The organism is Neisseria perflava (assembly GCF_019334725.1).
GTDB classification, from domain to species: Bacteria; Pseudomonadota; Gammaproteobacteria; order Burkholderiales; family Neisseriaceae; genus Neisseria; species Neisseria subflava_A.
In genome coordinates this window covers 1,666,056-1,686,357 of record NZ_CP079818.1, presented here as the reverse complement: position 1 = coordinate 1,686,357, position 20,302 = coordinate 1,666,056, and the positions used below count along the sequence as shown (strand labels likewise).

The 20,302-nt window shown below is 51.2% G+C and carries 21 protein-coding genes; 10 read left to right on the top strand and 11 right to left on the bottom strand.

The annotated features are described in order from the left end of the window. Nucleotides 1-78 precede the first annotated feature (78 nt). On the bottom strand, nt 79-1,461 hold the full coding sequence (locus tag LPB400_RS08070; RefSeq protein WP_107792085.1) for a phosphomannomutase/phosphoglucomutase: 1,383 nt from the start codon (nt 1,459-1,461) through the stop codon (nt 79-81). A 103-nt stretch (nt 1,462-1,564) separates the two neighbouring features. Continuing rightward, the gene (gene ypfJ, locus LPB400_RS08065) at nt 1,565-2,404 is read right to left on the bottom strand and encodes a KPN_02809 family neutral zinc metallopeptidase (protein ID WP_107792084.1); all 840 of its coding nucleotides are present in this window, start codon (nt 2,402-2,404) and stop codon (nt 1,565-1,567) included. A 186-nt stretch (nt 2,405-2,590) separates the two neighbouring features. On the opposite strand from ypfJ, the gene LPB400_RS08060 reads away from it, so the two are divergent. Further along, the gene (locus LPB400_RS08060) at nt 2,591-3,088 is read left to right on the top strand and encodes a YbhB/YbcL family Raf kinase inhibitor-like protein (RefSeq protein WP_219088661.1); all 498 of its coding nucleotides are present in this window, start codon (nt 2,591-2,593) and stop codon (nt 3,086-3,088) included. A 79-nt stretch (nt 3,089-3,167) separates the two neighbouring features. Here LPB400_RS08060 and LPB400_RS08055 read toward each other — a convergent pair whose 3' ends face one another. The 3 genes from LPB400_RS08055 to LPB400_RS08045 all read right to left on the bottom strand — a co-directional run bounded on the left by LPB400_RS08055 (nt 3,168) and on the right by LPB400_RS08045 (nt 6,651). Then, nucleotides 3,168-3,677, bottom strand: coding sequence for a peptidylprolyl isomerase (locus LPB400_RS08055; protein ID WP_003747093.1), 510 nt, complete (start codon nt 3,675-3,677; stop codon nt 3,168-3,170). A 118-nt stretch (nt 3,678-3,795) separates the two neighbouring features. After that, nucleotides 3,796-5,214 (bottom strand): SLC13 family permease, encoded by a 1,419-nt coding sequence (locus tag LPB400_RS08050; RefSeq protein ID WP_070712625.1) that lies wholly within the window; start codon nt 5,212-5,214, stop codon nt 3,796-3,798. Nucleotides 5,215-5,478: 264 nt separating this feature from the next. Next, entirely contained in the window at nt 5,479-6,651 is a 1,173-nt protein-coding gene (locus LPB400_RS08045; RefSeq protein ID WP_070712627.1) for a sugar transporter, read from the bottom strand. A gap of 144 nt (nt 6,652-6,795) precedes the next feature. Between LPB400_RS08045 and LPB400_RS08040 the strand changes: the two genes are divergently transcribed. Beyond that, on the top strand, nt 6,796-7,005 hold the full coding sequence (locus tag LPB400_RS08040) for a heavy-metal-associated domain-containing protein (RefSeq protein ID WP_004519826.1): 210 nt from the start codon (nt 6,796-6,798) through the stop codon (nt 7,003-7,005). A 246-nt stretch (nt 7,006-7,251) separates the two neighbouring features. Here LPB400_RS08040 and cueR read toward each other — a convergent pair whose 3' ends face one another. After that, nucleotides 7,252-7,644 (bottom strand): Cu(I)-responsive transcriptional regulator, encoded by a 393-nt coding sequence (gene cueR, locus LPB400_RS08035; RefSeq protein WP_070646861.1) that lies wholly within the window; start codon nt 7,642-7,644, stop codon nt 7,252-7,254. Nucleotides 7,645-7,791: 147 nt separating this feature from the next. Here cueR and LPB400_RS08030 point away from each other — a divergent pair, with 147 nt between their 5' ends. The 5 genes from LPB400_RS08030 (at nt 7,792) to LPB400_RS08010 (ending at nt 11,666) form a co-directional block, all read left to right on the top strand. After that, nucleotides 7,792-8,001: a heavy-metal-associated domain-containing protein gene (locus tag LPB400_RS08030; protein ID WP_003674677.1), complete on the top strand. Its 210-nt coding sequence runs from the start codon at nt 7,792-7,794 to the stop codon at nt 7,999-8,001. 99 nt (nt 8,002-8,100) lie between these two features. After that, entirely contained in the window at nt 8,101-10,263 is a 2,163-nt protein-coding gene (locus LPB400_RS08025) for a heavy metal translocating P-type ATPase (protein ID WP_219088658.1), read from the top strand. Nucleotides 10,264-10,350: 87 nt separating this feature from the next. Continuing rightward, the gene (locus tag LPB400_RS08020) at nt 10,351-10,608 is read left to right on the top strand and encodes a hypothetical protein (RefSeq protein ID WP_219088656.1); all 258 of its coding nucleotides are present in this window, start codon (nt 10,351-10,353) and stop codon (nt 10,606-10,608) included. Nucleotides 10,609-10,730: 122 nt separating this feature from the next. Next, a complete protein-coding gene (locus LPB400_RS08015; RefSeq protein ID WP_219088654.1) occupies nt 10,731-11,297 on the top strand; it encodes an SGNH/GDSL hydrolase family protein in 567 nt (188 codons plus the stop codon). A 120-nt stretch (nt 11,298-11,417) separates the two neighbouring features. After that, on the top strand, nt 11,418-11,666 hold the full coding sequence (locus LPB400_RS08010; RefSeq protein ID WP_039862155.1) for a CsbD family protein: 249 nt from the start codon (nt 11,418-11,420) through the stop codon (nt 11,664-11,666). A gap of 64 nt (nt 11,667-11,730) precedes the next feature. Here the strand turns inward: LPB400_RS08010 and trpD are convergent, their stop codons facing one another. Both trpD and LPB400_RS08000 read right to left on the bottom strand, forming a co-directional pair. After that, a complete protein-coding gene (gene trpD / locus LPB400_RS08005; protein ID WP_107810505.1) occupies nt 11,731-12,759 on the bottom strand; it encodes an anthranilate phosphoribosyltransferase in 1,029 nt (342 codons plus the stop codon). 88 nt (nt 12,760-12,847) lie between these two features. Continuing rightward, nucleotides 12,848-13,438: an aminodeoxychorismate/anthranilate synthase component II gene (locus tag LPB400_RS08000; RefSeq protein WP_003683598.1), complete on the bottom strand. Its 591-nt coding sequence runs from the start codon at nt 13,436-13,438 to the stop codon at nt 12,848-12,850. Between the two features lie 175 nt (nt 13,439-13,613). Between LPB400_RS08000 and LPB400_RS07995 the strand changes: the two genes are divergently transcribed. The 3 genes from LPB400_RS07995 to kdsA all read left to right on the top strand — a co-directional run bounded on the left by LPB400_RS07995 (nt 13,614) and on the right by kdsA (nt 16,534). Continuing rightward, the gene (locus tag LPB400_RS07995; RefSeq protein ID WP_219088652.1) at nt 13,614-15,155 is read left to right on the top strand and encodes a YdgA family protein; all 1,542 of its coding nucleotides are present in this window, start codon (nt 13,614-13,616) and stop codon (nt 15,153-15,155) included. Nucleotides 15,156-15,233: 78 nt separating this feature from the next. Beyond that, nucleotides 15,234-15,617: an aspartate 1-decarboxylase gene (gene panD / locus LPB400_RS07990; RefSeq protein ID WP_219088650.1), complete on the top strand. Its 384-nt coding sequence runs from the start codon at nt 15,234-15,236 to the stop codon at nt 15,615-15,617. A gap of 74 nt (nt 15,618-15,691) precedes the next feature. Beyond that, complete coding sequence (gene kdsA / locus LPB400_RS07985) at nt 15,692-16,534, top strand: 3-deoxy-8-phosphooctulonate synthase (RefSeq protein ID WP_219088647.1); 843 nt, start codon at nt 15,692-15,694, stop codon at nt 16,532-16,534. A 57-nt stretch (nt 16,535-16,591) separates the two neighbouring features. Here kdsA and mutL read toward each other — a convergent pair whose 3' ends face one another. The 3 genes from mutL to LPB400_RS07970 all read right to left on the bottom strand — a co-directional run bounded on the left by mutL (nt 16,592) and on the right by LPB400_RS07970 (nt 20,296). Beyond that, nucleotides 16,592-18,568 (bottom strand): DNA mismatch repair endonuclease MutL, encoded by a 1,977-nt coding sequence (mutL, locus tag LPB400_RS07980; RefSeq protein WP_219088645.1) that lies wholly within the window; start codon nt 18,566-18,568, stop codon nt 16,592-16,594. Nucleotides 18,569-18,604: 36 nt separating this feature from the next. After that, nucleotides 18,605-19,087: a GNAT family N-acetyltransferase gene (locus LPB400_RS07975; RefSeq protein WP_070583404.1), complete on the bottom strand. Its 483-nt coding sequence runs from the start codon at nt 19,085-19,087 to the stop codon at nt 18,605-18,607. A 72-nt stretch (nt 19,088-19,159) separates the two neighbouring features. Beyond that, nucleotides 19,160-20,296, bottom strand: coding sequence for a 5-(carboxyamino)imidazole ribonucleotide synthase (locus tag LPB400_RS07970; RefSeq protein WP_107769434.1), 1,137 nt, complete (start codon nt 20,294-20,296; stop codon nt 19,160-19,162). Nucleotides 20,297-20,302: the final 6 nt, after the last annotated feature.

Genomic DNA, 20,302 nt, shown 5'->3' with positions numbered 1-20,302 from the left:
AACTTTAAATAATCAATGTTTAATATTAAAGGCCGTCTGAAATAATTTTCAGACGGCCTTTTGTTTTAGCCTAAACCCTTACAGCGGCCATTTCAATGCAGGATTGCTTTCAATGACTGCTTTGAATTGGTTTTGAATACGTTCAATCGCTTCTTGCGTATCCGCTTCAAAACGCAACACCAAAATCGGTGTGGTATTGGAAGCACGCATCAGGCCGAAGCCGTCGGGGAATTCAACGCGCAAGCCGTCGATGGTGATGATTTCGGTCGCACCTTCAAACTTGGCATTGGCAGCCAGCTCTTCAATCACTTTGTGGCCGTTGCTGCCTTCGGGCAGGTCGATGTTGAGTTCCGGAGTGGAAATGCTTTGTGGCAGCTTGTTCAATACTTCGGACGGATTGTCGAAGGCAGACAGGATTTCCAAGAGGCGTGCGCCGGCATACATACCGTCGTCGAAGCCGAACCAGCGTTCTTTAAAGAAGATGTGTCCGCTCATTTCGCCGGCAACCAGTGCGCCGGTTTTTTTCATGGTGGATTTGATGAAGCTGTGGCCGGTTTTTTCCATCACAGGTTCGCCACTGTGTTCTTTAATCCAAGGCGCAAGCAGACGGGTGGATTTGACGTCGAAAATCACTTTGGCTTTAGGATTGCGGCTCAACACGTCTTGCGCGAAAAGCATTAATTGGCGGTCTGGATAGATGATGTTGCCGTCTTTGGTGACCACGCCCAAGCGGTCGGCATCGCCGTCAAATGCCAAGCCGATTTCGGCATCGCTGTTTTGAAGCTCGACGATGAGGTCTTGCAGGTTTTTCGGTTTGGATGGATCGGGGTGGTGATTAGGGAAATTGCCGTCCACTTCGCAGAAAAGTTCGGTCACTTCATTGCCCAAACCTTTGTAGAGTTTGCCTGCAAATGCGCCGCCGACACCGTTGCCTGCGTCAATCACGATTTTCATCGGGCGTTTGAGCTTGATATGGCCGACGATGTTGTTGTGGTATTCGTTGGAGATGTCTTTTTCGGTTACGCTGCCTTGTTTGTCGGCGGCAACAAAACCGTCTTTTTCAATAATGGCTAAAAGTTCTTGAATGGCTTCGCCTGCGAGCGTGTCGCCGCCGAGCATCATTTTGAAACCGTTGTAATCGGGCGGATTGTGGCTGCCGGTAATCATCACGCCGCTGCCGCCGCATTCGTTGATGGCTGCGAAGTAGAGCATAGGGGTGGCAACCATGCCGACGTTGAGGACGTCGATGCCGCTGTCTGTGAAACTGCGTTGAATTTGTGCCATCAGGCCGGGACCGCTCAAACGGCCGTCGCGACCGAGTGCGATGCGGGTAATACCTTTTTCGGAGGCTTTGGTGGCAATGGCTTTGCCAACTAAGTATGCAGCTTCGTCGGTCAGGGTTTTACCGACGATGCCCCGGATGTCGTAGGCTTTGAAAATGTCGCGGGCGATATTTGCCATGTGGATTTCCTTTGAATTTAAGGGAAAATAATAGGTATTATTTTAACACGGCTAAAAGGCCGTCTGAAAAAATCAGACGGCCTTTTGTCGTTACATCGACGAATCAATTGTTGAAAGTGTTGCACTGGTTGATGTCGCCGCTTTCCAAACCGCGCTTGAGCCAAGTCATGCGTTCTTCGGACGAGCCATGGGTAAAGCTGTCGGGAACGACATAGCCCTGAGCCTGTTTCTGCAAGCGGTCATCGCCGACGGATTCGGCGGCAAGCATAGCTTTTTGAATGTCTTCTGTTTTGAAGATATTTTTGTTGATGGCGTAGTGTCCCCAAATACCAGCGAAACAGTCGGCCTGCAATTCGAGTTTGACGGAAAGGGCATTGGCCTCTTTTTTGCCGACTTGCTGTTGCATTTTGTGGACTTTAGGCAGAATGCCGAGCAGGTTTTGAACGTGATGGCCGACTTCATGGGCAATAACGTAGGCAAACGCGGCATCGCTGGCGGATTCGAGCTTGGTGCGCATGTCTTCGTAGAAACTCAAATCCAAATAAACTCTTTGGTCGCCCGGGCAGTAAAACGGACCCATGGCAGATTGGCCCGTACCGCAGGCGGTGGACGTACCGCCTTCATACAACACCATGGTTGCCGGCGTATAGCGTTGGCCGTGCTGCTGGAAATATTTACTCCATGCTTTTTCCGTATCGGCAAGGACAACGCGGGACAGTTCGTTCAATTCGGCTTCTTGTTGGCTGTCAAGTCGGGAGGCTTGCTGGGTAGGGATGCCCATCGAAGATGAGCCGCCAACCAAACCGCTCAAATCCACGCCGTAATATGCGCCGACCAAAACCACGATAATGCCGAGTATGCCCGGTGTTTTGCCGCCACCACCGCCACGGCTTCCGCGGCGATCTTCGACGTTTTGGCTTTGTTCACGACCTTTCCAATCCATAATGCGTATCCTGTGTAGTTTTCATGCGGCGGATTATACTATGGAATGTCAAATGTGTTTGATCGAATTGTGAATATTGCTTGAGGCCGTCTGAAAATGCGACATCGGGAAAGTGAAAACGGCAGTATCTTTCAGACGGCCTTGGTGTTTGTTAGAATGAATAAACCTACTATTGGGAGATATAAGATGAAAGTCAGCAGTAAAGCTATTGTCAACGGCGAATTTGAAGACAAATACGGCAAGCGCGGCAGCCAGTTCAGCCCGAGCGGTATGCCTACTTATTCGATTCCTTTTGAGATCGAAGATGCGCCTGAAGGAACAAAATCGTTTGCCGTGGTGTTGGAAGACAAAGATGCCATTTCAGCATCGGGCTTCGTATGGACGCATTGGTTGATTTCGGATTTGAAACGTACTTCCGTGGCAGAAAATGAAAGCATTTCTGCAACAGATTTTACGCAGGGTGCGAATACTTGGGCGAGCGCGTTGGGTAAGTTTGAAATCGAAGAGGCTTCGTTTTATGGCGGTATGGCGCCACCGAACAACCGCCATCGTTACGAGCTGATTGTGTACGCGCTGGATACCGTTTTGGATTTGCCGCGCGGTTTCCGCTTTAATGAGCTGCATTTTGCCATGCAGGGTCATGTCTTGGATTCGGCATGCGTGGTCGGTACTTATGATGTGTGAAGGTATCGTCATTAATGATTGAAAAACAGCCTGTCCGTTTTAAATTCGGACAGGCTGTTTTTATGGGAAATCAAATCAATTAAACCACTTCGGCTTTGGTGATGATGACAGGCTCGGTCGGTACATCGTCGTGGTAGCCGTGGCGTTTGGTAGAAACGCCTTCGATGGCATCGACCACATCAAAACCGTCAACAACTTTACCGAAAACGGCATAGCCCCAGTCTTGGACGACGGTTTTGCCGTACAGCTCTTTAGAACGGAAGTTCAGGAAAGCGTTGTCGGCAGTGTTGATGAAAAATTGCGCGCTGGCAGAGTGCGGATCGGAAGTACGCGCCATGGCGATGGTGTATTTTTCGTTGGGCAAACCGTTGGACGCTTCGTTTTGAATCGGATCGCGGGTTTCTTTTTCGTTCATGTTTTCATCCATGCCGCCGCCTTGAATCATGAAGCCTTTGATGACGCGGTGGAAGATTACGCCGTCGTAGAAGCCGTCTTTAACGTATTGCTCGAAGTTTTTAGCTGTAACGGGGGCTTTGTCGAAATCGAGTTCGATTTTGATATCGCCTTTGTTGGTGTGCAGGATAATCATGGGTTTCCTTTCGTTAGAATCCGGTTTTGAATCATTCGTTAAATTGTGTCTGAACGACAAACTTCAAGGCCGTCTGAAAAATATTCTTTCAGACGGCCTGGGATATGGTTTTACGGGTTTACGGCATCAGGACGAAATAAGCCCACAGCGCAACCAATACGATACAGAGGACGTTCAGCAATAAGCCAACGTTCATCATTTCGCGTTGCTTAATCAAGCCTGTACCGAACACAATCGCGTTAGGCGGCGTGGCAACCGGCAGCATGAAGGCACAAGATGCGCCAATGCCGATGACGAATACCAAGACTTGTTCGGGCAGACCCATTTGTGCGGCGATGCTGGCGAAAATAGGTACAAGCAAGGCGGCGGAAGCCGTGTTACTGGTGAACTCGGTCAGGAAGATGATGAAGGCGGCAACCACGAAAATCACCAGCAATGCAGGAGAATGGGAGAACGTGGAAGCAACTTGCTGACCCAGAGCTTCAGATGCGCCGGAAGATTGCAGCAATGCGCTCAAGCTGATACCGCCACCGAAGAGCATCAATACACCCCAGTCGGTATTGCGGGCAACTTCTTTCCATTGCGCCACGCCGAATACGACGACGGCAACGGCGGCAATCAGCGCGATAACGGTATCGGGGTTGGAAATGCCGAATGCAGCTTTGATTTTGGAGCTGAATACCCAAGCGATGGCTGCGGCCAAGAAAATCAACAACGCGATAACGCGGTGCAAAGTCCAAGGGATAGATTCGGCTTTAACTTCCACGCGCTCGTTCAAATTAGGTTTGAGGATGACGTACATGGAGAACAGCATCAGCGGCAGAATCAACAGCATCATCGGCAGGCCGAGCTTCATCCAGCCGACGAAGTCCAAGTTCAGCGCTTTGGCGGCAATCATGTTCGGCGGAGAGCCAACCACGGTGCCCAAGCCGCCGATACTGGCGCAGTAGGCGATGCCAAGCAGGACGAAGACGTAGGTTTTGCGTTCTTTTTCTTGGTCGAGGTGGCTCATCATGCCCATTGCCAAAGGCAACATCATCGCGGCAGTCGCAGTGTTACTGATCCACATAGACAGGAAAGCGGTAACGGCAAACAGCATCAACACGGCAACTTTCATATTGCCGCGGGACAAGCGCAACAGGCTGACGGCGATTTTACGGTCGAGACGTTGCATGTGCAGGGCGGTTGCAAGCGCGAAGCCGCCGAAGAAGATATAAATCGTCGGGTCGGAGAAACCAGCCATCGCTTTTTTGATGTCCATATCTGGGAAGCCGAGTACAACGGCAAGGATAGGGATCATCAGCGCGGTAACGGTAATGTGTACGGCTTCGGTAAACCAAAGTGCCGCAACAAAAAGCAACAGCGCGATACCTTTATTGGCATCGGGGCTGTAGGGAAGGATGTAATAAATGCCGAAGCAGACAACAGCAGAGATAATGGTCGTCAGCAGTCCTTTAAAGTCGGTAATCGGCTTCTGCGCACTGAGAAGCTCGACGTTCTCAGGATGCTGAGTCTTATCCTTGGCGTTTAAGTCCATGATGTATTCCTCTGAAACATGATTGGTTTTTCTTTTCAGCCGTACGTTCAGACGGCCTAATAGGCGACAGTATATTTGTAATTTGATGTAGTGTAAACAAATTGTAAATTGTTTTTTAAAAATGAAATGAAAACCGGATAAGCAGCAAGAAAACTGCTTATCCGGCGAATGAAGACCCATCGTGGGTTAATAAGAATCGGGACAAACCGGTAAAACTACCAAAATTACGGCCAGGTCAGTAATACCATCCTGATTTATATGGATTTAAACGTTTTGCGTCAGATTGTCTTGTTCCTTAAACAACAAGCCGCAAACGGCCAGACCTGCCGCTGCCAGCAAGGCTCCGGCAATGCCGATATTGGAAAGGCCGAACCAGACGGTCACATAATGTCCCAAAAGCGCACCGCCGCCGATACCGACGTTGTACAAACCTGAATAAATCGAGTTGGCCACATCTGTTGCATCTGAGGCAAATGCCAAGACTTTCGACACCATGCCCAAGCTGACAATGACGATGGCCACGCCCCAAATAAACACCAGCGCGTACACCGCATAAGGGAAAGAGGCAAACGGCAGAAGAAGCAGGGCAGAGAGCAGGATGACCGCCACCGCGCCAAGCATAAACAGGCGTTGCGATTTGGCAAACCATTTGCCAAACAAATAAGAAGCGGCAAAGCCTGCCAAACCGTACAGGCTCAAAACGATGGTAACTTGTTCTGCCTTAAATCCGCCAACTTGCAACACAAAAGGCTCGATATAGCTGTATGCCGTGAAGTGTGCCGTAATAATCAACACCGTCATGGCATAAAGCAACATCAGGTTGCGGCGTTTGAACAAACTCGGCAGGCTGCTTAAAGAGCCGGTATTTTGGCTGGGTAAAGCAGGCAGGTTTTTGGCCAACACCAGCATTACGCCGGCAGCACAGCCCCCGATCAGCAGGAAGCTGAGCTGCCAGCCGAAGTATTGCCCGACCACGCGCCCCAGCGGAATGCCCAAAACCATCGCTAAAACCGTACCCGTACTGAGCAAGCCCAAAGCCTGATTGGTTTTGCCGGCGGGGGCAAGCCGTACCGCCAAAGAAGCCGTAATTGACCAAAAGACCGCGTGTGTCAGCGCAATTCCGATACGGCTGACCAAAAGGATGTTGAAGTTCCAAGAAAAGAACGACAGCGCGTGAAACAGCGCAAACAGTGCAAACAGCATCAGCAATAATTTGCGCCGTTCGATGTTTTTCGTCATCAGCATCAGCGGCAGCGATAGGAGCGCAACAATCCACGCATACACCGTAATCATCATGCCCACTTCCGTTGCCGGTTTGCCAAAGCTCTGACCGATGTCGCTCAAAAGCGCAATCGGAATGTATTCGGTGGTATTGAAAATAAATGCACCCACCGCCAGCGCGCATACGCTAACCCATTGTTTAAATGTTGAAGTCATTATTATGTCCGTTTGATGAAGCAAAGGGCGTTATTGTACGCCTATCTGCATTTTTCAGACGGCTTTAATGAAGAATTTGCAAGCTGTTTGTGTAAGGAGTAAAGTATTTGGCAACTATATTTGTTTGAATGAAAGGAAATACAAATGCAAACTGTTACCCTCAATATCGACGGCATGACCTGCGGCGGCTGCGTGAAAAGCGTAACCCGTCTTTTGGAAGGCGTAGAAGGCGTGGAAAAAGCAGAAGTCAGCTTGGAAAACAAAAATGCAGTGATTACTTTTGATGAAAGCAAGACAGATACCGATGCGCTGATTGATGCCGTAGAAGATGGCGGCTACGATGTGGCTTTGTAACCGATAAGCGTATTTTGAAAAGGCCGTCTGAAACGCTTCAGACGGCCTCTGTCTCTTGATAACTTACTTTTTGCCATTATTTGGATTACACCGCCACACGGGTAAACAAAAGTTTTCGCGCATATCTGAAGCAAAGCGGCGGCAAGTGGCTGCCGTATTACGACGAGGCCTGTACCAAACCGTTAGCGGCCGACTAAGGCTACCTGAAACTTTTCAGGTAGCCTGTTTCTATTCTGCCAAAGCCGCCTAACGCTCCTCCAGCCCGGCCAAAATCGCACAATCCGGGAAGTCGTCTCCCGTGCAGGCATCGTGCCAACGTTGCAGCTCGGCCACCATGCCCTGCAAGCGTTCGATTTTGGCTTCCAGCTCGGCGATGTGCCGCGCAGTGAGCGTTTTCACTTCGCGGCTGGTACGCTGCGGGTTGTGTTGCAGGCTCAAAAGCTGCCCGATCTGCGGCAGCGAAAAGCCCACTTCCCGCGCATGGCGGATAAAGCGCAGCCGGACAAGGTCGGCCTGTCCGTAGCGGCGGTAGCCCGCTTCGCTGCGCGCGGCCGGGGCGATTAGGCCGTGCTTTTCGTAGTCGCGGATTTGTTTGGCGGAAAGGCCGCTCTCGGCCGCGGCCTGGCTGATGTTCATCATGATGCTTGACCTTTACTTCGGGTGAAGCTTTATAGTGGCGGCACTTAGCAGGAAAGCAAGAGCAGACCCATCATTTCAGGCTACCTGAAAGCTTTGGCTGCAACGGGCTTTAAAACCTCAGCCTCATTCCAACAGAAAGGAAACCCTATGCAAACCATCACATTAAACATCGAAGGCATGACCTGCGGCGGCTGCGTGAAAAGCGTTACCAGCATCCTCGAAGGCGTAAACGGCGTGGACAAGGCCGAAGTGAGCCTGGAAAACAAGAACGCCGTCGTGGAATTCGACCCCGCCCAAACCAACCCCGCCGCGCTGATAGAAGCGGTGGAAGACGGCGGCTTTGATGCGGCTTTGTAAATCGAATCGCAACAAATCGACTGCAACACCCCAAAGGCTACCTGAAAACCCTGCTCCGCTTTTTTCAGGTAGCCCAACCACATTCAGAAGGAAGAAACCATGCAACAAAAAGTCCGTTTCCAAATCGAAGGCATGACCTGTCAGGCCTGCGCTTCGCGCATTGAAAAAGTGTTGAACAAAAAAGATTTTGTCGAATCGGCAGGGGTAAACTTTGCCAGCGAGGAGGCGCAGGTTACGTTTGACGACAGCAAAACTTCCGCTGCCGACATCGCCAAAATCATTGAGAAAACCGGTTACGGCGCAAAGGAAAAAACGGAAGATACATTGCCGCAACCTGAAGCAGAACACCATATCGGCTGGAGGCTGTGGCTTTTGCTGGCCATTAATATTCCGTTTTTAATCGGCATGGCAGGCATGATGATCGGGCGGCACGATTGGATGATTCCGCCTGTATGGCAGTTTGTGCTGGCAAGCGTGGTGCAGCTTTGGCTGGCCATCCCGTTTTACAAAAGCGCGTGGGCAAGCATTAAAGGCGGACTGGCGAATATGGACGTACTGGTTACCATCGGTACAGTATCGATTTATCTGTATTCCGTCTATATGCTGTTTTTCAGCCCGCACGCGGCGCACGGCATGGCACACGTGTATTTTGAAGTAGGCGTGATGGTGATCGGTTTTGTGTCGCTGGGCAAATTTTTGGAACACCGCACCAAAAAATCCAGCCTGAACAGCTTGGGCTTGCTGCTCAAGCTCACGCCGACCCAAGTCAACGTGCAACGCGATGGCGAATGGAAACAACTGCCCATCGACCAAGTACAAATCGGCGACCTTATCCGCGCCAACCACGGCGAACGTATTGCTGCCGACGGCATCATCGAAAGCGGCAGCGGCTGGGCGGATGAGAGCCATCTTACCGGCGAATCCAACCCCGAAGAGAAAAAGGCGGGCGGCAAAGTGTTGGCAGGCGCGCTGATGACCGAAGGCAGCGTGGTGTACCGCGCCACTCAGCTAGGCAGCCAAACCTTGCTCGGCGACATGATGAACGCGCTTTCTGAAGCACAAGGCAGCAAAGCACCGATTGCGCGTGTGGCCGATAAAGCGGCGGCGGTGTTCGTGCCTGCCGTCGTGGGCATCGCGCTTTTGACTTTTATCGCCACTTGGCTGGTAAAAGGTGATTGGACGGTTGCGCTGATGCACGCCGTTGCCGTTTTGGTGATTGCCTGTCCGTGCGCGCTTGGTCTGGCAACCCCTGCCGCGATTATGGTCGGCATGGGCAAAGCGGTGAAACACGGTATTTGGTTTAAAGACGCGGCGGCAATGGAAGAAGCCGCCCACGTCGATGCCGTCGTGCTGGACAAAACCGGCACGCTGACCGAAGGCAAGCCGCAGGTTGCCGCCGTTTATTGCGTTCCCGACAGCGGCTTTGACGAAGACGCTTTGTACCGCATCGCCGCCGCCGTCGAACAAAACGCCGCTCATCCGCTCGCCCGAGCCATCGTTTCCGCCGCCCAAGCGCGCGGTTTGGACATTCCCGCCGCACAAAACGCGCAAACCGTTGTCGGCGCAGGCATTACCGCCGAAGTGGAAGGCGTGGGTTTGGTGAAAGCAGGAAAAGCCGAATTTGCCGAACTGACCTTGCCGAAGTTTTCAGACGGCGTTTGGGATATTGCAAGCATTGTTGCAGTCTCAGTTGACAACAAACCTATCGGCGCATTCGCACTCGCCGACGCATTGAAAGCCGATACCGCCGAAGCCATAGGCCGTCTGAAAAAACACAATATCGATGTTTACATCATGAGCGGCGACAACCAAGGCACGGTCGAATACGTCGCCAAACAACTGGGCATCGCACACGCCTTCGGCAATATGAGTCCGCGCGACAAAGCCGCCGAAGTACAGAAACTCAAAGCCGCCGGCAAAACCGTGGCGATGGTCGGCGACGGTATCAACGACGCACCCGCGCTCGCCGCCGCCAACGTCAGCTTCGCCATGAAAGGCGGAGCGGACGTTGCCGAACATACCGCATCCGCCACGCTGATGCAGCATTCGGTCAACCAACTCGCCGATGCCCTGTTGGTATCGCAGGCGACTTTGAAAAACATCAAGCAAAACCTGTTTTTCGCCTTCTTCTACAATATCTTGGGCATTCCGCTCGCTGCGCTTGGCTTTTTAAATCCCGTCATCGCAGGCGCGGCAATGGCGGCAAGCTCGGTTTCGGTATTGGGTAATGCCTTGCGCCTGAAACGGGTGAATATTGAGTGATAATATAAAGGCCGTCTGAAGACTGTTTTTTCAGGCGGCCTTTAATCCATATTTTCTGATTTCGAGACCCAAGCGGGAGTATGTTGTATGGACATGATGTTGTTTACCAATATTGTATTGATTGTTTTATGTATTTTTACCATGTTGTTGGTGTGGTCGCGCAATTGGAAACGCAAGCAGGCGTATTTTGAGAAAATCAAAAGCAATCCGGAAAACCTCAAATGGGTTGGGCGGAATCTGACCGGTCAGGAATGGAAGGATTTGAAAGCCGTGAGCGACCGTTTTGGGCTGCCCATGTTGCAGGCCAAGCAATTAATTGATTTTTATAAAAACAGTCAGCGTTAATTGATGATTTAACGATAGAACTTGACTGAAGTTAAGGCCGTCTGAAATAGCACTCTTATAATAATATAAGTGATATTTCAGACGGCCTTGCTGTTGGTTCAAATAAAGGGAGGAGAACAAAAATGACCGTTTACTTAATCGGCGATTCCGTGCGGCTTGCTTCGGAGCCTTACACGCGCGACGCTTTGCCTGAGGCGGAAATTGTTTCTCCATCGGAAAACTGCCGCTCGTCGCATGATGTGTTAGAGCATATCGGGCAATGGACAGAGGGCGCGACTGTGGGAGACATTATCCATATCAACTGCGGTTTGCACGACATCCGCCATAATCAAGGCTGTAATGAGCCGGTGGCCGATATAGAAACCTATCGCAATAACCTGACCCAAATTTTCGATTATCTGAAACAGACAGGTGCAAAAATTATTTGGGCGAGCAGTACGCCGTTTTTGGAAAGCGTGCACAATATCGTCAAACCCTCGCGCCGCTATCTGGCCGACTTGAAGGCCTATAACCGTGTGGCGGAGGATTTGGCAAGGCAATATGGCTTTGCCGTCAATGATTTATACAGTCTGATGTTTGAGCAGGACTTGACTGATGTGATGCTGTGTGATGGGCTTCATTTCAATGAGTTCGGCAGTAAGATGATAGGCGAGGCAGTAGCCGAAGCGATATTGAAACAGATGGACTAACCCTATTTAACTCGTTTTATCATGTTTTGTCTTTCAGACGGCCTTTAAAGTTGAAGCGAAGTCCCCGATATAAGGTGATGTAGCACTCATCCTATCAATATTTAATCCAGGAGTATGACCATGAGCGGCGAATTAGATAAAATCAGCGGTAAAGTAAAAGAAGTGGCTGGAGATGTATCCAGCAATGCTAAACTTGAAGCTGAAGGCTTGGTTCAACAAGGCGTTGGCAAAGTAAAAGAAGTGGTTGGCGACATTGAAGAAAAAGTCGGCGGTGTTTTGCAAAAAGGCAAAGAAGAAGCTGAGCATTTGGTTGATGAAGCCAAAGAAAAAGCTGAAGGCTTGATTAATGATATTAAAAGCAAATTTTAATATTTAAAGAATAAAAGGCCGTCTGAAAGATTTTTCAGACGGCCTTTGTTTATGGTTTTAAAGCTTAGGCAAACTGTTTGCCAAATTCGATAAATTCGTCTTTTTTGGCTTTGGCTTTGCCGGAGTCGATGGCTTCTTGAGCAGCTTTGACGCCATCTGCCAGCGAAGTAACCACATTTCCTGCATAGAGCGCGGCGGCGGCATTGAGGACGACGATATCGCGTGCGGCACCGGCTTTGCCGTCCAGCACTTCGTTCATTTTTTGCAGGGATTCTTGCGCATTTTCGACTTTGATTTCGTCTAAATTGCGGCGGATTTCCATGCCAAAATCGGCTGGGCTGATGTCGTATTCGGTAATTTTTCCGTCTTTCAGTTCGGCAACGCGGGTTTTGCCGGTCAGCGTGATTTCATCCAAACCGCCTTCGCCGCACACGACCAAAACATGTTTGGAACCAAGCTGTTGCAATACGCGGGAAAGAATGCCGCACAAGTCGATGTGGAACACGCCCAAGAGTTGGTTTGCCGCGCCGGCCGGATTGGTCAACGGGCCCAAGATATTGAAGATGCTGCGGAATCCGAGCGAACGGCGGACAGGGGCAACATAGCGCATGGCGCTGTGATGGTTGGGCGCGAACATAAAGCCGATGCCGGTTTGCTGAATGCTTTGGGCAACCTGTTCGGGGTTGAGATTGAGGTTGGCGCCCATTTGTTCCATGACATCGGCAGCGCCGCTGGATGAAGAAACGGAGCGACCGCCGTGTTTGGCAACTTGCGCGCCTGCCGCAGCCGCGACAAACATGGAAGTCGTGGAGATATTGAAGGTTTTGGCACCATCGCCGCCTGTGCCGACAATATCGACCAAGTCATCGGCGTTTTCCAGCGGCACTTTGGTGGCAAATTCGCGCATTACGCTGGCTGCGGCGGTAATCTCGGAAACGGTTTCAACTTTAATCCGCAGGCCGGTCAGGATGGCGGCGATTTGCTCGGGCGGAACTTGGCCGCTCATGATTTGGCGCATGAGGTCGGTCATTTCATCGTAGAAAAGTTCGTTGTTGCTGATGAGGCGTTCAATCGCTTGTTGAGGGGTGATCATGATTTTTCCTTTGTTCGTGTCCGATGTGATTCAGGCCGTCTGAAAATGCGGTTTGAACACTGTCAAACACCTTTCAAACGGCCTTTCATTAAGATTTTTGCGGACGATAGTCTTTGAATTCTTCCAGGAAGTTTTTCAGCATATCGTGGCCGTGTTCGGTTAGCAGGGCTTCGGGGTGGAACTGTACGCCTTCGACGGCATATTCTTTATGGCGTACGCCCATGATTTCGCCGTCTTCCGTCCACGCGGTAATTTCGAGGCAGTCGGGCAGGGTGGCGCGGTCGATGGCCAGGCTGTGGTAGCGCGTGCAGTTGACCGGATTGGGCAGGTCTTTAAACATGCCTGTGCCGTGATGGAAAACGGGGGAGACTTTGCCGTGCATCATTGTTTGCGCGCGCACGACATTGCCGCCGAACGCTTCGCCCATGGTTTGATGGCCGAGACACACGCCCATGACGGGCAGCCTGCCGGCAAAGTGCTGCATGGCCGCAACAGAAATGCCTGCTTCTTTAGGGGAACAAGGGCCGGGGCCGATGACCAGATATTGCGGTTTTAGGGCTTCGATTTCTTCGATGGTGATTTCATCGTTGCAACGTACCAAAACTTCCTGCCCCAACTCGGCAAAGTATTGGACGATGTTGTAGGTGAAGCTGTCATAATTATCAATGAATAAAAGCATTTGCAAACCTTTAATGACATCTTGGCAGATAGGGTAAGGCCTGCCAAAAGTATAAAAATCGTTTATGTTTGCATAATATCACAATCTTTACCTAAAGGCCGTCTGAAACGGCGGATAAGACAAAACAGCTAAAAAATGCTATGCTTTACGCTTTGAACCTAATCTGTTTGAAGTGATGAAAAAGTATCTTATCCCGACTGCCGCCGTCGTTGTCGCCGCTGCGCTCGGCACGCCTTATTATCTTGGTGTCAAAGCGGAGGAAAGCCTGACCGAGCAACAAAAGCTGTTGCAGGAGTCCGGTTTCCTGACCGTTGAGTCCCACCAATACGATCGCGGCTGGTTCAGTTCAACCGAGACGACCGTCATCCGCCTCAAGCCGACCCTGCTTCAAAATACGCAAAAATACCTGCCGGACAATTTGAAAACCGTCCTGCAAGAGCCGATTACGGTCATCAACCACGTAACACACGGCCCGTTTGCCGGTGGCTTCGGCACGCGTGCACACGTGGAAACCGAGTTCCAATACCATCCGGAAACCAAAAAAGTTTTAGACCGCTTCTTCGGCCAGCAAACGCCGTTGACCATGACCAATACGGTTTACCTTTCCGGCGACGGCAAACTCAGCCTCAATATCCCTGCCTTCGACTATGAAGAGCTCTCCGGTATCAAACTCAACTGGAAAGGCTTTGGCGGCAATACCGATTACAGCCAAGGCTTCAAAAGCTATCGCCACGATTACCTTGCGCCGTCTTTACAAGTCAAATTGGCCGACAAAGGCGATGTGTCTTTGGAAAACCTGCGCTTCCAATCCGAAACGGAAGACGGCCTGACCAAGCTTTCTTTGGGCAAGAGCAGCATTACGCTGGATAAATTCCTGCTGCAATGGAAAGAAAACATCGATTACAACGTTAAGTTGAACGAATTGGTCAACCTTGTGACCAACCTGCAAATCGGTGCATTCATCAATCCGACCGGCACGATTGCTCCGTCTAAAATCGAAGTCAGCAAACTGCGTTTCGATACTCAGACCGGCGAAGTTGATAAATTCATCAACAGTGAAGGCCGCTTCCAATTTGAAAGCCTGACTTATGGCGAAGACAAATACGGCCCTCTGGACATCAATGTCGCTGCCGAGCATTTGGATGCGGCATCACTTTTGGCATTGAAAAACAAAATTGCCGAAGTGTCCGTGAAGAAAATGAGCGAAGAAGAAATTCAGGCTTCCTTGATTCAGACGGCCAAAAACGAGGCTTCAGGCCTGTTTACCAACAATCCGGTTTTGAACGTCAAAACCTTCAAATTCATCATGCCTCATGGCGATGTTGATGTCAGCGGTAAACTCGCGTTTAAAGGTTTGGCAGCTAAAGACCTCAATAATTTGGGCGATATGCTGAAGAAAACTGAAGCCGACTTCAACATGAGCGTACCGCAAAAATTGTTGGAGCAGCTCGCCGTCAACCAAGCAAGCAGCCTGTTTAGCGTCAATGCCGAAGATGAAGCCGCAGGCCGCGCCAGCATCGACGATATCAACGAGACCTTGCGCCTGATGGTGGACAGCACCATTAAAAGCATGGCAAGCGAGAAATATTTGACCTTAGAAGATGATAATGTCAAAACCCATCTGACTCTGCAAAACAGCGAGTTGAAATTAAACGGAAAAGTCCTTCAAAGCGACCCGGAACCCGAGTTTGACGAAGCAGACTTTCCCAATAACTAATCCTCAATCACACGAACAGCGGTTTTAACTTCTCAGAAGTTAAAACCGCAAATCAACCCACAATCAAAAAGGAAACCCATGTTCCGTACCATGCTCGGCGGCAAAATCCACCGTGCCACCGTTACCGAAGCCGACCTCAACTACGTCGGCAGCATTACCGTTGACCAAGACCTGCTCGATGCGGCAGGTATTTGCGTTAACGAAAAAGTCGCCATCGTCAACAATAACAACGGCGAACGTCTTGAAACCTACACTATCCCCGGCGAACGAGGCAGCGGCGTCGTTTGCCTCAATGGCGCGGCCGCGCGTCTGGTTCAAAAAGGCGACATTGTAATTATCATGTCTTATGTTATGTTGTCCGAACCTGAAATTGCAGTGCATGAGCCGAAAGTCGTCCTCGTCGATGAGAACAATAAAATCCGCGACGTGATTTCTTATGAGCCGCCGCACACCGTGTTGTAATATTCAAACAAAGGCCGTCTGAAACGTTTCAGACGGCCTGTTTCCCAAATTCAACTTATCTGAAAGGCTTTGCCGTGAATATCCAAATCAACAACATCACCGTCAGCAACGATGCGCCCTTTACCCTTTTCGGCGGCATCAATGTCCTTGAAGACCTCGACTCTACGCTGAAAGCCTGTGAGCAATACGTTAAAGTAACCGATAAACTCGGCATCCCTTACGTTTTTAAAGCCTCTTTCGACAAGGCAAACCGCTCTTCCATCCACTCTTTCCGCGGTGTAGGTCTGGACGAAGGCATGAAGATTTTTCAAGCGGTGAAGCGCGAGTTTAACGTTCCCGTGATTACCGACGTTCATGAGCCTTACCAATGCCAGCCGGTTGCCGAAGTCTGCGATGTCATTCAGCTGCCTGCCTTCTTGGCGCGCCAAACCGATTTGGTGGTGGCAATGGCGAAAACCGGCAATGTCATCAACATTAAAAAACCGCAATTTCTCAGCCCGTCTCAAATGAAAAACATTGTGGAGAAATTCCAAGAAGCAGGCAACGAACAAATCATTTTGTGCGAACGCGGCGCAAATTTCGGCTACGACAACTTGGTGGTCGATATGCTCGGCTTTGGCGTGATGAAAAAAACGTGTAACAACCTGCCCGTTATTTTTGACGTAACCCATTCCCTGCAAACGCGCGAATCCGGTGCCGCTGCATCAGGCGGACGTCGCACCCAAGTATTGGACTTGGCGCTTGCCGGTATGGCAACCCGATTGGCCGGTTTGTTCCTCGAATCCCATGCCAATCCCGACCAAGCCAAATGCGATGGCCCAAGCGCATTGCCGCTTGCGCAATTGGAAGACTTCCTGACCCGTGTTAAAGCAATCGATGAAACCGTGAAATCGTTTGCGCCTATGGATATTCGTTAAGGGCAAATAAGTTAAAAGGCCGTCTGAAAGCATTTTCAGACGGCCTTTTTATCGGAGTTACTGTCCGCGTAAAAACAACGCATCCAATTCTTTTAATGTCAGTTTGACCCAAGTCGGACGGCCGTGGTTGCACTGGTTGCTGCGTGGTGTGTTTTCCATATCGCGTAGGAGTGCATTCATTTCCGGCAGGGTGAGCTGGCGGCCGGCACGGACTGAGCCGTGGCAGGACATGGTGGCAAGGATGTGGTTTTCGTGTTCTTCGATAGTTTGGCTGCTGCCGACTTGGGCAAGTTCGCCCAATACATCTTTGGCCAGTGAAACGACGTCGGCTTTGCCGAGCATGGCGGGAACTGCACGGACGGCAAGGGTATTGCCGCCCATGTCGGACAATTCCAGCCCGAAGCCTGCCAGCATTTCGGCATGATCGGCAAGAGCGGCACATTCTTCGTGGGATGCGGCAAAGGTTACGGGAATAAGCAGGCGTTGGCTTTGCAGGTTGCCGTTTTCCTGACGTTGGCGTTTCATTTTTTCGTAGTTGACGCGTTCGGCAGCGGCGTGCATATCGATGAGCAACAGGCTGTCTTCGGCTTGGGCAAGAATGTAGATGCCAAGTAATTGGGCAATGGCAAAACCGAGCGGCGGCAGTTCGGATTGTGATGGAAGGCCGTCTGAAAGCGGCGTATCTGTTTTTTGGGTAGGCATTTCAGACGGCATATTGCCGAAACGTGCCTGTTCGAATTGGCTCAACTCAAGGTCGATGTCATCGGTTTTTTTGTAAAGCTCGGCGTAAGTATTTATGGCCGCGCGGCTTTCGCGCAGAGACAGGCTGCGTTGTTGCGGCGCGCGCGCGGCTTGGTAAGGCATGGGCGCGGTTTTGCCTGATGCACCAAAGGCATTGCGTGTATCAGGTTTGTTGCCTGTCGGGTAGTTGGATGCGCTATCAAACAGATTTTCGCTGTCGTTTTCAGACGGCATTGGTGTGGAGACAACGCCGGTAATGTCATGCAACACTTCGCCTGCGTTGCTGACGCTTTCGGTCAAGTCGGCGCGCGTGTCGGCAAGGGCTTTGTTGAGCGTGTGGAACACGAGTTGGTGTACTTGCTGGCTGTCGCGGAAGCGGATTTCGGTTTTGGTCGGGTGGACGTTGACATCCACGGCTTCGGGCGGCAGGTCGAGAAAGAGGACGAAAGCAGGCGTCAGCGCGTTGTGCAATACATCGCGGTATGCCTGCTTGACGGCATGGAGCATGACTTTATCGCGGACAAAACGATGGTTGACGAAGCAGTATTGTTTGTCGGTTTTGCCTTTGGCGAAAGTTGGCTTGGCAATCGCGCCATAGAGCCGCAATGCGTCATTGCCGCTGTCAATTTCCAATGAGGCCGTCTGAAAATCATCGCCGACAATGGCGGCAATCCGTTCATGCAGGCTTTGGGCAGGAAGTTTGAATACTTGTTTGCCGTCGCGTTTGAGTGAGAAGGCAATGTGCGGATGTGCCAGCGCGAGGCGTTCGAGCATGGTGGCGCAGTGGGCGTATTCGGTGTTTTCGGATTTGAGGAACTTGCGCCGCGCGGGGGTATTGAAGAAGAGTTCGGCGGCTTCGATGGTGGTGCCGACGGGGTGGGCGGCGGCGGTGGGGCTGCTGAGTTTGCCGTCTTCGGCTTTGACTTGGGTCGCGTGCGTGCTGTCTTCTTGACGGCTGGTCAGGGTCAGGCGGCTGACGGAGGCGATGCTTGCCAAGCCTTCGCCGCGAAAGCCCATGCTGGCAACGTGTTCCAAATCGTTTAATGTTTTGATTTTGCTGGTGGCGTGGCGGTGTAGCGCAAGCTCGATGTCGTCTGGGTGGATGCCGCTGCCGTTGTCGCTGACGCGAATCAGGCGGATGCCGCCGCCCGCCAGTTCGACATCAATCGCTGTCGCGCCTGCATCGATACTGTTTTCAACGATTTCTTTTAAGGCGTTGGCAGGGCGTTCGACCACTTCGCCGGCGGCGATTTGGTTGACAAGATGGTCGGGCAGGGCGGCAATTCGGGACATCGGTTTCTTTCAAAAAAGCAACGGAGGAAGAGAAAATTACAGGTATTTGCGCATCAATTCGCATTCGACGCGGACAGTTTTGTTCAGCTGCAACACGGCAGTACCGAGCGACTCGTAGCGGTTGAGGCGATAGAAAGGCACGGAATTGAGCGAGGCATACAGTTTGAGAAAGCTGAGGCCTGCATTTCGTGCCATTTCTTCGGCGCGGCTGAGCAGGGCCGTGCCCAAGCCGAGATTGTGGAAGAGCGGATGGACGTATAAGGCGTCCAGTTGCGCTTCTTTGAAATCGACTTGGAAGAAGCCTTGAATCAGCCCTTTGTATTCGACCACCCACAAGGCTTTGTTTTTATCGGAGATGGTTTCCAAATAGCTGTTGATGTCGAGCAGACTTTCCCATGTGTGCATAATGGTTTCATCGTAACTGCGGATGCAGGCGTATTGAACGGCGTGCAGATGGGCATTGTGTATGTCTTGGCAGTCTTTTTCGGTTGCCGGACGGAGGATGGTCAGAAGGCTCATGTCGGATGGTCGGAAAAATTGATTTCAGACGGCCTTTGGCAATCAAAGGCCGTCTGAAAAAAGTGGGTAAGGTTACAGGCTTTGATGTAAGGTTTGTGCGGTTTGGAACGCGTTGTCCGCATCATTGGCCAAGACGGTAAAGTGGCCCATTTTTCGGCCTTTACGCGCGGCTTTTTTACCGTAAAGATGCAGATGTGCATTCGGGTTGCTTTGCAATGGCAGCCATTCGGGTTCGCCGCCGTCTTCCTTCCAAACGTCGCCCAAAATATTCGCCATACAGCAAGAACTCAGCAATTTGGTGTCAGCCGGAGGCAGGTTGCACATCAGGCGGACCTGTTGCTGGAATTGGTCTGCCGCGCAGGCGTCGATGGTATGGTGGCCGGAATTGTGCGGACGCGGCGCGATTTCGTTGACGACCAATTCATGTGTGTTGCCGACAACAAACATTTCTACTGCCAATACGCCGACGTAGTTTAATTCATCGGCCAAACGCTGCGCCATTTGTCGCGCCTGTTGCTGCACGTCGGCACTCAGTCGCGCAGGGACGATGGAGTAGGCGAGGATGCCGTTTTCGTGAATATTTTCGGCAGGGTCGAAAGTCTGCACGTTGTCATTGTTCAGACGGCATACGATAACGGAAATCTCGCCGCGCAAATCCACCATTTTTTCCAAAACGCAATCCACGCCGCCGTGTTCGGCAAACGCGGCTTTGAGTTCATCCAATGTTTTTACGCGGATTTGGCCTTTGCCGTCGTAGCCCAAAGTGGCAGTTTTCAGGATGCCGGGCAGAAATTGTACGCTTTCTTCAGTAATGTCTTCGGCCTTGCAAACTGCTTGATACGGCGCGGTTTGCAGGCCTGCTTTGCGTATCCATGCCTTTTCCTGAATGCGGTTTTGCGCGATGGCAACGCAGTCGCCGCTGGGGGAAACATTGGTGTGTTTGGCGAGAAAACGCATCGCGTCGGCATTGACGTTTTCAAACTCAGTCGTAACAGCCGCGCATTTTGCCAATTCTTCCAAAGCTGCTTCATCGTCAAACGGCGCGCATAAATGGCAGTCGGCAAATTCCGCTGCCGGCGCATTCGGGTCGGGATCGAGTACGGTTACTTTGTAGCCCATGGTTTTGGCAGCAACAGTAAACATTCTGCCTAATTGTCCGCCGCCAAGAATGCCGAGCATAGCAGGAGGGAGGATGGGGGATGTGTTCATGGATAA

Coding starts and splice junctions, on each gene's coding strand:
- LPB400_RS08070 (WP_107792085.1), bottom strand. CDS start 1,461: ATGGCAAATATCGCCCGCGACATTTTCAAAGCCTACGACATCCGGGGC.
- ypfJ (WP_107792084.1), bottom strand. CDS start 2,404: ATGGATTGGAAAGGTCGTGAACAAAGCCAAAACGTCGAAGATCGCCGC.
- LPB400_RS08060 (WP_219088661.1), top strand. CDS start 2,591: ATGAAAGTCAGCAGTAAAGCTATTGTCAACGGCGAATTTGAAGACAAA.
- LPB400_RS08055 (WP_003747093.1), bottom strand. CDS start 3,677: ATGATTATCCTGCACACCAACAAAGGCGATATCAAAATCGAACTCGAT.
- LPB400_RS08050 (WP_070712625.1), bottom strand. CDS start 5,214: ATGGACTTAAACGCCAAGGATAAGACTCAGCATCCTGAGAACGTCGAG.
- LPB400_RS08045 (WP_070712627.1), bottom strand. CDS start 6,651: ATGACTTCAACATTTAAACAATGGGTTAGCGTATGCGCGCTGGCGGTG.
- LPB400_RS08040 (WP_004519826.1), top strand. CDS start 6,796: ATGCAAACTGTTACCCTCAATATCGACGGCATGACCTGCGGCGGCTGC.
- cueR (WP_070646861.1), bottom strand. CDS start 7,644: ATGATGAACATCAGCCAGGCCGCGGCCGAGAGCGGCCTTTCCGCCAAA.
- LPB400_RS08030 (WP_003674677.1), top strand. CDS start 7,792: ATGCAAACCATCACATTAAACATCGAAGGCATGACCTGCGGCGGCTGC.
- LPB400_RS08025 (WP_219088658.1), top strand. CDS start 8,101: ATGCAACAAAAAGTCCGTTTCCAAATCGAAGGCATGACCTGTCAGGCC.
- LPB400_RS08020 (WP_219088656.1), top strand. CDS start 10,351: ATGGACATGATGTTGTTTACCAATATTGTATTGATTGTTTTATGTATT.
- LPB400_RS08015 (WP_219088654.1), top strand. CDS start 10,731: ATGACCGTTTACTTAATCGGCGATTCCGTGCGGCTTGCTTCGGAGCCT.
- LPB400_RS08010 (WP_039862155.1), top strand. CDS start 11,418: ATGAGCGGCGAATTAGATAAAATCAGCGGTAAAGTAAAAGAAGTGGCT.
- trpD (WP_107810505.1), bottom strand. CDS start 12,759: ATGATCACCCCTCAACAAGCGATTGAACGCCTCATCAGCAACAACGAA.
- LPB400_RS08000 (WP_003683598.1), bottom strand. CDS start 13,438: ATGCTTTTATTCATTGATAATTATGACAGCTTCACCTACAACATCGTC.
- LPB400_RS07995 (WP_219088652.1), top strand. CDS start 13,614: ATGAAAAAGTATCTTATCCCGACTGCCGCCGTCGTTGTCGCCGCTGCG.
- panD (WP_219088650.1), top strand. CDS start 15,234: ATGTTCCGTACCATGCTCGGCGGCAAAATCCACCGTGCCACCGTTACC.
- mutL (WP_219088645.1), bottom strand. CDS start 18,568: ATGTCCCGAATTGCCGCCCTGCCCGACCATCTTGTCAACCAAATCGCC.
- LPB400_RS07975 (WP_070583404.1), bottom strand. CDS start 19,087: ATGAGCCTTCTGACCATCCTCCGTCCGGCAACCGAAAAAGACTGCCAA.
- LPB400_RS07970 (WP_107769434.1), bottom strand. CDS start 20,296: ATGAACACATCCCCCATCCTCCCTCCTGCTATGCTCGGCATTCTTGGC.